The following is a 12,600-nucleotide window of genomic DNA, read 5'->3' on the forward strand; positions in this document are numbered from 1 at the left end:
AGGCAGCGGGCATATGACCGCGCCAATAGGACGCGGTCACCAACTAACTTCCGGATCAACACCGTACGAGCGCACTGCGCCTGACTGCGAGGCTCCGCCCGCAGTTGACACGTCGTTACACGTAGGCCAGCCGCGCTGTTCAGACCCAGCCTCCGAGAGCGGTCGCCGCAGATGGCATTCCAAAGCCGGGCACGCAACCACGGCATGCGCTGAGACTCGCTCGAGCTGGACACCGCCGTGGTCATGTCGGCGAACAACCTGATCGCCCGGGGTGGTACCGCTCGCCGCTCGTTGGTTGCGATCATCCAGCGGGACGCGGCATGCGCCTCTACGAATGGTGTTATGAGGGCACCTATCGCCCCCATCTGTGCGAATAGCCTTAAGCAGTGGGGAGTGACGTCGGACTCCAAGGTGTCGATGCATGCCTCAGACCCGGATCCGCGGTTAGGAAGGGTTAGGAAGGCACCTTCGCGTGGCGTAGATGAACGGATGCCTTACCCGCAGGGATGATTGGGCTTGTCGAGGGCTCAAGTCAGCTGCTGCAGGAAGGCACCCGTTCGGTGGAGAGCATACGTGGGTTGGCTGGTCGGGTTCGTATCGGCGCTGCGGACGCATCGCCACCAGTCCAGCGGACGAGGCGCTGGGGCTGCCGGGCGGGCTGATGCAGATCGGCGTCGCAGGGGTACTGGCCTCGCACTGGCCGGTGCCCGACGCATCCGCCGTCTTCCTGATGGCCCGGTTCTACGACTCCTGGAGGCGCGACCGGCTGGACCCATGCGCCGCGCTGACGGCCGCGCAGCGCTGGCTGCGGCGGGCCACCTGGGCCGAGCTGGAGTCCTACCTGCCGGGGGTGCTCCCGCCGCCCGCCGACCCGGTGGTGTCGCCGGAGGCCCGGCTGCGCAGCCGTCCGCTCAGCCACCCGTACCACTGGGCGGCGTTCGCGGTCAGCGGCTGCTGAAGACCACGCGATTCAATCGGTGAGACCTCGCCAATGGCCACCTCAGGGCGAGCCCCGGCCGGTGCCGTGTTGTCGCGCAATCGACCCGTCCGCGTTGAGGCCGAACCTGCTCACCGCCTCCTGGTCGGCCGCCTCCTGGAACAGGATCGGTATGAAGTTCTCGGCCCACGCGAAGATCCCAGCGTCGACGTCCGCGCGTAGCTCATCGATGGCACCCAGCTTGATCAGCGTGTCGGCCAGCCGGTTCGCGGCGGCCATGTTGCCGGCATCAGCGCTCGTTCGCAACGCGTCGACGCCACGCTCGGCCAGGAGATCGACAAGGACCTGTCCGGAAGAGTAGCCGGACCTGGCTTCGTCGTTCTCCAGTACGGTGATCGCCTCGTCGATGCGTCCCTGCGCAGCCAGGAGGCGGGCCAGCGCGTCGGCGGCTGTGCGCGCATTGCCCGACTCGACGAGAGCCCGCAGCTCGTCGACGCGTTCGAGCTTCACCAGCAGGTCGACGAGTGTGACGTCACCGTGGATGGTGGTCCGCAGTACCGCGATCGCTTCGTCGACGTGTCCCTGCTCGATCAGCAGTTCGCCCAGGTGCTGACCGGCCCTGTCATCGCCCGCCTCGCTACGAGCGCGAAGGGCGTCGACGCGGCCGAGTTCCCGGAGCAGTTCGGCCAGGCGCGCCTCGGCGTAGACCGGCGAGTCGCCGACCAGTGGTCCCTGAGCCTCGCGGAGCCTACCGGCGTCCACGCGTCTGCGCAGGACCTCGATCGCCTCGTCGGCGCGACCCTGCCCGAGCAACAGCTCGGACAGACGCTGACTGTTCCGCAGATCGCCGGCGTCGATGCCGATGCGCAGTACCTCGATCGCTTCCTCGATGCGGCCCGCCGCGCCCAGCAGGTCGGCGAGGCGGTTGCTGCCCCGCAGGTCACCGGCATCGACCGCGAGGCGCAGCAGCAGCATCGCCTCGTCGGCGCGTCCTTGCTTCACCAGACGGTCGGCCAGGCACAGGCGGGCACGCCAGTCGTCGGTTTCGGCGGCGGCTTCCAGCTCGCTTTCTGTCCGGTTGGCCAGCAGGTCGTCCAGGAGCCCGGCCGATGAACCGTCGCCGCGGTCGGCGCGGTCGCGCAGCACGTCGATGGCCTCGGCGTGCCGACCCTGACCGGTCAGCAGCGTGGCCAACCGCTTGACAGCCTCCGCATCTTCGGCATCCATGATCTTGTGGTACCAGGGTTCGGTGCGAATGCGCGCGTCCGGGGTCTCTTCCGGTACCGCGATCAGCGGGCGTTGCTCCGAGCGACGCTGCAACACCTCGATCGCCTCGTCGACATTGCCCTGTTCGACCAGCAGCGGCGCCAGCCTGTAGGCGGCGTAGCCGTCGCCGGCCCCGGCACGGTTACGCAACTCATCGGTGCGCTCCTTCACCACCAGCAGGTCGACCAACCGGCGCTGGGCTTCCCGGTGGCCGCCCCGGGCGCAGTACCGCAACGCATCGATCGCCTCGTCGGTGCGGCCCTGCCCGAGCACGATGTCGGCCAGCCGCCGGACCACATCACTCCGGCCCGCGTGGATACGGACGTACAGCGGCTCGGCGTACTGATAAAGCAGCCGTTTGTCCGCGCTCGCGGCGAGACGCTCGACGTCGTCCGGGGCGTGGTCGTGGTCGACCAGAGCCTTCCAGGCGAGCGCCGGCAGGCGGACGCTGCGTCGTTGGTGGACGAGGCGTTGCAGGAGGTAGTCGGCAACCAGGTAGCCGATGACCTCGCGACGCTCATCGTTGGTCACGGCCGCCAACGGCGCGGTTGCCCGGTCGTGTGGACGATCGGCGCTGGTGAGTTCCGCCAGTGCTGGGCCGAACCAGGAGTCGTCGGGGTGCGCAGTGGACAGGTAACCGCGGGCGGCCTTGCAGAGTAACTGCTCGGCCACCGGGGTCCAGAGACCGACCCGGCGGGCGTCGATGGCCGCGTCGAGGATGGCGCGCTGTTCCTGGCTGGCCTGCTCGTAGCGGCGGACGAGTTCGGGAGCCCCGGCCAGTACCTCGGTGACCTTGTAGTTGGTGTCGGCCACCGCCGTGTGCAATCGTGGGTCGCGGTCGGCCAGCCGCGCGGCGGCCTGCCGCTCCGCTGCGGAGAACGGCTCGAGTGTGAGTTCGTTCAGCCGGGAGTTGTTCAGGATGTCCATCGCGTCGGGAAATCGCGGCCGCACGCGATCACTGTTGTTGTCCTGATCGAGGGCACGGAGTTCGGCTTTGTACTCCGGCCAGAGCGTGCCGACGATCACGACCGGGTCGTCCGCGCCGAGCAGGCGCCGCACGGCAGCTGAACTGATCGGAGTCGATCCCGCCGTGAGGTAGGGGCCGGCGAGGAACCGTTGCAGCTCGTCGAGCCAAACGATCAGCCGGCGTGGCCGGTGGCGGGCCTCCGCGACACGGTTGACCCGGTTGCCGTCGCCGAGGTCGGGTGCGAGCACCTCGAAGTCGGGCAAGACCTCGCGGGCCGCCTCGTACAGCAGGCGGGTCTTCCCCACGCAGGAGTTGCCGACCATCACGATGAACCCGCCCTCATTCCGAGCCCGGTGAAGGAGCTGACGCAGCAGCGGCAGCCGGTCGCGGTCCACGAAGGTCGGCAGGTCCCGGTCCAGGCCATGCGCTCCCTCCGGCGCGGTTGTGCGCCGCGACGGCCACGGCGCGTACCACCGGAACCGCCGGCGGCCCTTCGCAGTCCCGGCGAAGGCCTCGTGACCCGGCGGCAGTTGGATCGCCGGATGCACCCGCAACTGCAGCGCGGGGATGTCGCGCATCAGGCGCAGGGAACCGTCGACGTCCTCGTCCCCGCGCGAGGCGTGCGGCTCCAGAACACCGCGGCGGCCCTGGTACAGCTGCAGCACCCCGATGCTCGTGGACGTCACGAGCGCAGCGACCCCGATGAACATGCTCAGGACGCTGCTGTAGCTGTCCTTCACGCCAAGATCGGCGTCGAGAAAGACCGCCGCCGTCCGCACCAGCCCGGGAGCCCACCACCAGCCGGCGACACCCAGTATCCCGACGACAAAGACGACGGCCAGGGCCGGCCACAGCCGCCGAGCCCGGACGCTCATACCTGGCTGGTCGGGCATAAGGTCCACCGCCACCTTTGAACGCGACGCCACCGAGACGACCCGATCAAGATAGCCATCTACGTGGGCACAATGAAACCGTCGCTGCCCGGGACACGGCTGCCTTTCTTGGCGCGACGCTATGCGGCAGGTCGACCGGCGGCGGTTTAGGCGGGTTGGTCGCGGTTCACGGTCGGCTCCGGCGCCGGTGCGGCACGACTACCGCGGACCCCGGCGTTGCTGGCGTGTCAGACATCAGAGCGGACCGGCGACCGATCCACCCAATTCACGAGGCACGTCCGGCTCTTCGACGGTTGGCTGGACCAATGCCGCAAGACTTTCCCAGCCCGTCGATCGGGCATTCGGTAGTGCTCGCCGGACAGTGGGCTACAAGGCGTTGACCTGATGTCGTCCCATGGGTTGATCGGAAGGTAGCGCCGCACCTACTAGACTCACGCACCTGGTCACCACGTGTGACACCGCCGAGAGGGGTGCTTCGCTGATGCAGGAGGGTCGTTGGACGACGGTCACCCCCTCCCAGTTCGTCCACGAACGGGAGGCCCTCGCCCACGTCCAACAGCTCCTGCCGGACGCCGAACCGTACCGAGCCTGGTCGAACTTTACATTCACGGCCGATACCGGACACGTATACGAGGTTGATCTTCTTGTTGCCACGCCCAGCGGGCTCTACCTCATCGAGATCAAAAGCCTCCGTGGCCGATTGACCAACAGCGGCTCAAACTGGCTACTCGGCGGTGGTGAGGGCACCCGCACCTTCGACAACCCGCTGCACCTGGCTGATGCTAAGGCAAAGCGTCTGCGTTCACTCCTGGGTAAGGCCGCGGGCAACAACGTCAAGGTGCCGTTCATCCAGGCCGCGGTGTTCTTGTCCGTGCCGAGCCTGCAAATCGCTCTCTCCGACAACCAACTGCATTGGGTGTACGGGCCGGAGGGCACCACCCAGCACCAGTTGCCGCACGTCGGCTCGGACCTGTTGCTGCGTCCGCCGATGGACGAGCACCGCCGGGTTACCCCGAGCACGTCGAGAGCACTGCCGGAGCTGCTCAAGAAGGTCGGCATCGCCCGCAGCCGGAAGCACTACCAAATCGGCTCATGGCAGCTTGCTGCCAAGCCGATCGATCAGGGCCCAACCTGGCAGGACCACCTCGCTCGGCACAGCCAGCTCGACAACGAACACCGGCGAGTCCGGATCTACCTCGTCGAACGCAATGCCGTGCAATCGGAGCGGGCCAGCATCGACCGGGCCGCGAAACGCGAGATGCTGGCCTTGCACGGCATCAACCACCCGGGCATCGTGCAGGTCGATGCCCTGGAGCAGCATGAAGCCGGCCCGGCGCTGGTGTTCCGGTACGACCCTCGGTCACTGCGGCTGGACCACTACCTGGCGCAGTACGGCGCGAAACTCGACGTCGCCACCAGGGTCGGTATGGTCCGCCAGCTCAGCGAGGCCCTGGCCTACGCGCACGGCCGGCACCTGCACCACCGTGCCCTGTCAGCGCGCAGCGTGCTCATCACACCGGGTCCCCGTCGGCGGGGCAGCGAAGAAGAGGCGTGGCTGCGCCCGCACCTGCAGATCAGCGATTGGCAGACCGCCAGCCGCAGCACCGACTCCAACGCCGGCTCCTCGGCGGCAGGCCCGCTGCTGGTCTCCCCCACCTCGCACGTCAACGCCCACATCGAGCAATCCGCACAGGGGTACCTCGCACCGGAGATCGCCACGCCGGAGGCCGACCCGGTGGCATTGGACGTGTTCGGTCTCGGCACGGTCACCTACCTGCTGCTCGCCGGCAAGCCGCCGGCGAACACCCGCGCTGAGCTGCTCGCCCGCCTCGCCAACGACAACGGGCTGCGCCCGTCGGCCGACGCCGACTCGGTCTCCGAGTTCATGGACGAGGTGGTACAGGCCGCCACCGCACCGCAACCGGCCCAGCGGCTGTCGACCATCGCCGAGTTCAACGAAATGCTGGAACTCGTCGAGAACGAGCTGACCGCACCCGAGCCTCCGGCCGTCTCGGTGTCGGTCCACCCAGAAGTCGAGCAGCCCGACGACGCGGACCTGCTCGAGGCACGCGGTGGTGACGTCTTCGGCGAATGGCGCATCGAACGCCGACTCGGGACCGGTTCGACCAGCCGGGCCTTCCTCGCCCGGAACCTCGGCTCGACCTCCGAGACGCTGGTCGTGCTGAAAGCTGCGCTGTCCGACGAGAAAGCCACCCGTCTCGAACACGAGGCGGCGGTACTGCGCAAACTCGTCGACTCCAGGATCATCCGCCTGGCCCGACAGGAGCCGATCCCGCTCGGACGCCGCACCGTGCTGGTGCTGGACCACGCCGGAGACCTGACCGTCGCCCGCAAGCTCCGCGAGGACGGCCGGCTCACCGTCGACGAGCTCGAAACCTACAGCGAGTACCTTTTCGGGGCCGTCGACTACCTCGACGGCGAGGGCGTCCACCACCGCGACATCAAGCCCGACAACATCGCGATCCGCGTACGGCCCAACCGAACCCGGCAACTGGTCCTCTTCGACTTCTCACTCGCGGCGACCGACGTCAAGCAGACCACCGCCGGCACGCCCCGCTACCTCGACCCGTTCATCGGCACCGTGCACCGCCCGGTCTACGACGCGCACGCCGAGCGGTACGCGGTGGCCGTCACCCTCCACGAGATGGCCTCGGGTGAGCTGCCAGTATGGGGCGACGGGGTCACCGAGCCGCAGTTCACCGAGGGCCGGATCACCCTGGCGAGCGAGGCCTTCGACCCGGCCATCCGCGACGGGCTCGTCGAATTCTTCCACCGCTCACTGGACCGCGACGCCAAACGACGCTTCGAAACGCTGAAGGAAATGCGGGACGCCTGGCTCCAGGTCTTCCGCAAGGCCGACGCCACCGTCCCCGTCGGCTCACGCCATCCCGAGACCGACGACGAAACCGCGGACGCCGAGATCCTTGCCAGCACCCGGGACGCGGCCGCGGCCGCAGCCACCCGGGCCACCTCACTAGAGGCTGCCGGCCTCAGCCCCCGGGCGATCTCAGCCGCGCACCGGCTCGACGCCACGACCGTCGGGCGACTGCTCGGCCTCGCCGGCAAGGTCCTGTTCAACCTTCCCGGCATGGGCGCCAAGACGCGCCAGGAGCTGCAGCGGCGGATCAAGGAATGGCGCACCAGGCTCGGCGAGCAGGAGCCGACGCCGCAGGACCCCACCGAACGCAAAGCCGCCAAGGACGAGATCGCCGCGGGTGGACCGGTCGATGCCGAACTCGCCCGCGTCGGGATCGACGCGATCGCGGCGTTGCTGCTGCCTCCGGTACCGAAGCATGGAAAACCTTCGACAGAGGCCGAGGGGGTCCGCCTGCTGCTCAGGCTTCCCGACGCCGGAGGACACTTGCCGGCGCTGCCGGCGTGGCCGCAGCAACCCGCGGTGGCGAAGCAGCTGAAGGTCACGTCGGGCCGGGTCGCACAGATCCTCATCAAACAGCGGAAGCGCTGGGCAGCCGAACCGGTGGTCGCCGATGTCCGCGCCGAGATCCTGACCATCCTCGGCGACAACGGCCGCGTCATGGGCGTCCATGAGCTTGCTGCGGTGCTGCTGAGCCGCCGGGGCTCGGCCCGCACCGGCGACGAGCTGCGCCTCGCCCTCGCGAACGCGGCGGTGCGCGGCGCCGTGGAGGTCGACACGCTCGCCGAGGAGCCGCGCCTCAAGACCCGCCGGCACGGCGACACCCTACTCGTCGCGTTGGAGGTCGGTCGCGACGAGAGCCCCAACACCCCGTCCGCACCGGCGCTGCTCGACTATGCCGACGCGCTCGGCGCCGTCGCCGACCGGCTGGCCGCGCTGGACGTGCTACCCAGCCCGGCCACCGTGCTACGTGAACTCACCGCGATACCGCCGCCGGCCGGCGCGGCCCTGGACGAGCGGCGTCTCGTCCAGCTCGCCGCGGTGGCGTCCAGGACCGCTGCGGCGAGTCCTCGGCTGGAGATCTACTCGAAGACGCTCGACCCGGTCCGCGCGCTGCGCTTGGCCCAGGCAGGCGTGGTGCCGCCGTCGATCACCGACCCGCCGGTCGGCCTGCGGCCGACGCAGATCCAGCAGCGGGTATCGGCCCGGTTCCCCGACTTGCTACCCCTTCCGCCACACCCCAAGCTCGACACGCTCCTCACGGACGCGGGGTTTCAGCTGCAATGGCGCGACGGTCAGTACCTTCCGCCGCGCTCGGCCGCCTCGTCCTCGGCGTCGCTGGTCAACCGTCGCCGGTCGACACGAGTCACCGGTGCGCATTGGACCGTCGTGGACTCCCCCGAGCTGGCCGCCGCGCTGCGCGCCGAGGAGCGACTCGACAGTGCCAGGACCGGCGGGTTCCGAGCCCTCACCGTCCGGGTGGACCGCGCGAACGCCGCACAGCGCGAGCTGACCAACCGGTTCGACGCCCGCGCGCTCAACGTCGCCGCGATGTTCATGACCGCGTTGCGCGAGCTCGTCGCCGCGAAAGCGAAACCCACCTGGGAAACGGTGCTGCGCGCCGACACCGCGCCGCCGGGCTCGCGCGACGCGATCAAACTGGCGGAGTACATGAAGAACGCCTGGACGGCCGTCCGGCCGAAGCTGCTCGCCCAACTGAACATGGACTGTGTTCTCCTGCTGCACGACGCTGCCCTGCTGCCCCGCTACGGCGCGATGGACCTCCTGCACGAGCTGACCACCCTGGCCGAATCCGGCGCCGGGGCGGCCTGGCTGCTCTGCCCGGTCGACGACCCGGGCGCCCTACCCCGCCTCGACGGCACCGTCGTGCCGGTCGGCGACAACCAGTGGATCCCGCTGCCCGACACCTGGGTGGCCAACGAACACCGAAGTGGAGCACAAGCGTCGTGATCGACCGTCAGGACCTGCTCGCCGACCTCAAGAAGCAGGTCAAGCTCCTGGAGACCGACCTGCGCGACCAGGTGACGGCCGTCCCGAAAGTGTTCGAACGCCTCGACACCGAGTACAAGCGAGCGTTCAAGATCGGCCGGACCGCGGCGACCTGGGCCGCATGGCGCGACGAGCGAGTCACGCAGGCCGCGGTGGCGTGGGTGCTCGGCACCGTGTTCGTGCGATTCTGCGAGGACAACGGGCTGTTGGAGCAGGTGTACCTCGCCGGCCCCACCGTCGAACGGATGACCCACGCCGAGGAGGCGCAGGAGGACTTCTTCCGGCTCAAGCCCGCCGAGACCGACCGCAGCTGGATCCTGGAAGGCTTCGAAGCGATCGGCTCCACCCAGGCAGGGAAGCTGCTCTTCGACGAGCGACACAACGCGGCGTACCAGATCCCGTTGTCAGCCGACGCGGCGAAGGCGCTGATTGGCTTCTGGCGGCGGCGCGGGGAAGACGGCATCCTCATCCACGACTTCACCGACGTGGCGTGGGACACGCGGTTCCTCGGCGATCTGTACCAGGACCTGTCGGAGAGCGCCCGGAAGACCTACGCGCTGCTGCAGACCCCAGCGTTCGTCGAGGAGTTCATCCTCGACCTGACGCTGACACCAGCGATCGATGAATTCGGCTATGACGTCGTCAAGATGATCGACCCGACTTGCGGCTCCGGACACTTCCTACTGGGGGCGTTCCACCGGCTAGTGAAGGAGTGGGAGCAGGCGGGCAAGGAGCCGCACGAGCGGGTGCGGTTGGCGCTGGACGCGGTGCACGGCGTGGACATCAATCCGTTCGCAGTTGCAATCGCCCGCTTCCGACTCCTGCTGGCGGCATTAAAAGAGGCAGGCGTTAGTTCATTTCACATAGGGCGCAAATTTCACTTCCCCATAAACATCGCCATCGGCGATTCACTAATTAAAGACCGGCAGCTAAATTTGTTTGACAACACCGACGAGCTGGCGGAGTTCCGATACGTCACCGAAGATTTGGATGAATTCCCGAAGATCCTGAGCAGCCGCTATCACGTTGTCGCAGGCAATCCACCGTACATCACAGTAAAAGATCGCTCCCTAAGCGACGTGTACCGGAAAACCTACAGGCATGCGGTTGGGGCTTACACACTGTCAATACCATTCGCCCAACGGTTCTTCGAACTAGCCACTCAGGAAAGTGCCGACTTCAGGCGCGGCTACGTCGGACAAATCACTGCAAACTCGTTCATGCGCCAGAATTTCGGAAAATCGCTCATTGAAGATTACTTTGCTAAGCAAGTAAATATTACTCATGTCATTGATTCATCGGGTGCTTACATTCCGGGACACGGAACCCCGACCGTTATTATCTTCGGCCGACCATCCCAAAAGGAAATGGCGCCTTCTGTTACGGTAGTTCATAGCCGTCGCGGAGAGCCCGGGGTGCCCGAAGAGGCCGCAGAGGGGAGAGTATGGACATCGATAGTAAATTCTGTTCGATACGGCCTCAGCAGCGAATGGACTGAAATATCGACAAGTCCCCGGAGCAGGCTAACCTCTCACCCCTGGAGCCTGGGCGGAGCAGACTCAGATGAGCTACGGAGGATGCTGGAAGCTTCCTCTGAATGTCGAATTGGCAGTCAGGTGGAGATTGGAACAAGCGCCGTACCAAGAGAGCATGAAGCGTTCGGCGTCGGCAGAAGAACGCTGAAGCGAGCCGGCGTACCGCCAGAATATCGACGCGCACTCATCGGTGGAGAAAGCCTACGAGAATGGGTCATTCTCAATGAGCAAGAAGCCCTCTGGCCGTACACACTGCCGTCCCTAGATCATGCACACGACGCCACAATAGTGAAGTTTCTGTGGCCATACAAAACGCCTCTGGCAACTAGGATGGTCTTCGGAAAGACGCAGGAGGAAAGGGGTCTTCCATGGACCGCCTACTCCATGTTCTTCAACCGGCGTTTCAATGGAGCCAGTATTTCGTTTCCGGTAGTTGCTACACATCCCAGTTTTGTCCTGGATTTAGAGCAGCGAGTCTTCAAGCAGTCGGCACCAGTAATTAAGCTCCCCGAGGCTGCTAGCAAGGACGATCATCTTCGACTCCTTGGCGTTCTGAACAGTTCCACCGCGTGCTTCTGGCTCAAACAGGTCAGTCACGACAAGGGAAGCCAGGGAGTTAACGAAGGGTTCAAGAGCCAGGACTGGGAACGATTCTACGAGTTCACCGGCACTAAGCTGCAGGACTTCCCGCTGCCGAGCGAGTTTCCGACGGAGCTTGCAACCGAGCTGGATGAACTCGCGCAACATCTGACCGCGTTAGACCCTTCGACGAGCGCCTCGGCCTCCGTGCCGACTCGCGAACGCCTCGCCGCGGCCCGCACCGAGTGGCACTCGACGCGTGCACGGATGATTACGTTCCAGGAGGAGTTGGACTGGCATGTCTACTCCCTCTACGGCCTCCTCGACGACCTTCGCGCGCCTGGGGACTCCGTGCCCGAGCTGCGGTTCGGCGAGCGGGCGTTCGAGATTGTCCTCGCGCGGCGCATGGCCGCCGGTGACGTCGAGACGCAGTGGTTCGCCCGGCATGGGTCGACGCCGACCACGGAGCTGCCCGAGCACTGGGCGCCGGAGTACAAGGCCGTCGTCGAGCGACGCGTTGCCGTCATCGAGTCCAACCGCAGCATCGGGCTGATCGAGCGGCCGGAGTGTAAGCGTCGCTGGTCGATCGAGGGTTGGGACGCCTTGCAGGAGAAGGCGCTTCGCAACTGGCTGCTCGACCGGTGCGAGATCCGTGACCTGTGGTTCCAGACGGTCGATGGAATGGAGCAGCCGCGTCCCGTAACCGTGAGCCAGTTGGCCGACGAGTTGCGCCGGGACGCCGACGTGCTCGCCGTCGCCGAGCTATACGCGCCGGGCAAGGACTTCGCGAAGGTAATCGCGGAGCTAGTCACGGACGAGCACGTTCCGTACCTGGCCGCGCTGCGCTACAAGGACAGCGGGCTGGACAAGCGCGCCGACTGGGAGGCGGTCTGGGATCTGCAGCGGGCCGAGGACGCCGCCAAGGATGAGCCGGCCAAGAGGAAGATCCGTGAGACGATCCCAGTGCCGCCGAAGTACGGCTCGGGCGACTTCCTGAAGGCCAGCTACTGGCGCAACCGCGGCAAGCTGGACGTACCGAAGGAGCAGTTCATCTCCTATCCCCTGGCGAGCCCCGACGGTGACCCGTCGCTACTGCTCGGCTGGGCGGGCTGGGACTCCCGGGAGCAGGCGCAGGCGCTCGCCACGTTGATCGTTGACCGGGAACAGAGCGAGGCGTGGTCCGCGGACCGCCTGACGCCGCTGCTGGCGGGTCTGCGGGAGGTGCTTCCGTGGGTAAAGCAGTGGCACAACGACTTCGACCCGCTCTATGGCGGCTCACCGGCCGACATCTACGAGGCGCACCTGTCGGAGGTTGCCGGCCGACTGCACGTCACCGATGCCGCTATGTCGAACTGGCGCCCGCCAAAGGCCGCCCGGGGCCGCAGGCCGGCGGACACGACATGACCACTGTGCGGCAGTCGGCACTGCTGTGGCCGGCCTGCCCTGCACCGTCCCCGACATGTCGTGACCTTTTGGATACGCTGATCTGGCGGACGGGTCATGTATCGACCGTGACC

The 12,600-nt window shown here is 66.9% G+C and carries 4 protein-coding genes; 3 read left to right on the forward strand and 1 reads right to left on the reverse strand.

The genetic code is table 11. The features are described from left to right. Positions 1 to 481 precede the first annotated feature (481 nt). A complete protein-coding gene (locus ABZS66_RS00180) occupies positions 482 to 958 on the forward strand; it encodes a CHAT domain-containing protein (protein WP_354753617.1) in 477 nt (158 codons plus the stop codon). A 42-nt stretch (positions 959 to 1,000) separates the two neighbouring features. Here ABZS66_RS00180 and ABZS66_RS00185 read toward each other — a convergent pair whose 3' ends face one another. Beyond that, positions 1,001 to 4,078 carry a hypothetical protein gene (locus ABZS66_RS00185; protein ID WP_354753619.1) on the reverse strand — a complete coding sequence of 1,026 codons (3,078 nt, stop codon included), beginning with the start codon at positions 4,076 to 4,078 and terminating at the stop codon, positions 1,001 to 1,003. A 466-nt stretch (positions 4,079 to 4,544) separates the two neighbouring features. On the opposite strand from ABZS66_RS00185, the gene pglW reads away from it, so the two are divergent. Continuing rightward, on the forward strand, positions 4,545 to 8,930 hold the full coding sequence (gene pglW, locus ABZS66_RS00190) for a BREX system serine/threonine kinase PglW (protein WP_354753621.1): 4,386 nt from the start codon (positions 4,545 to 4,547) through the stop codon (positions 8,928 to 8,930). Continuing rightward, positions 8,927 to 12,487, forward strand: coding sequence for a BREX-2 system adenine-specific DNA-methyltransferase PglX (gene pglX / locus ABZS66_RS00195; protein ID WP_354753623.1), 3,561 nt, complete (start codon positions 8,927 to 8,929; stop codon positions 12,485 to 12,487). Before pglW ends, pglX begins: the two co-directional genes overlap by 4 nt. The last annotated feature ends 113 nt before the right edge of the window (positions 12,488 to 12,600 follow it).

It is taken from the genome of Dactylosporangium sp. NPDC005572 (genome assembly GCF_040605515.1).
Classification (GTDB): domain Bacteria; phylum Actinomycetota; class Actinomycetes; order Mycobacteriales; family Micromonosporaceae; genus Dactylosporangium.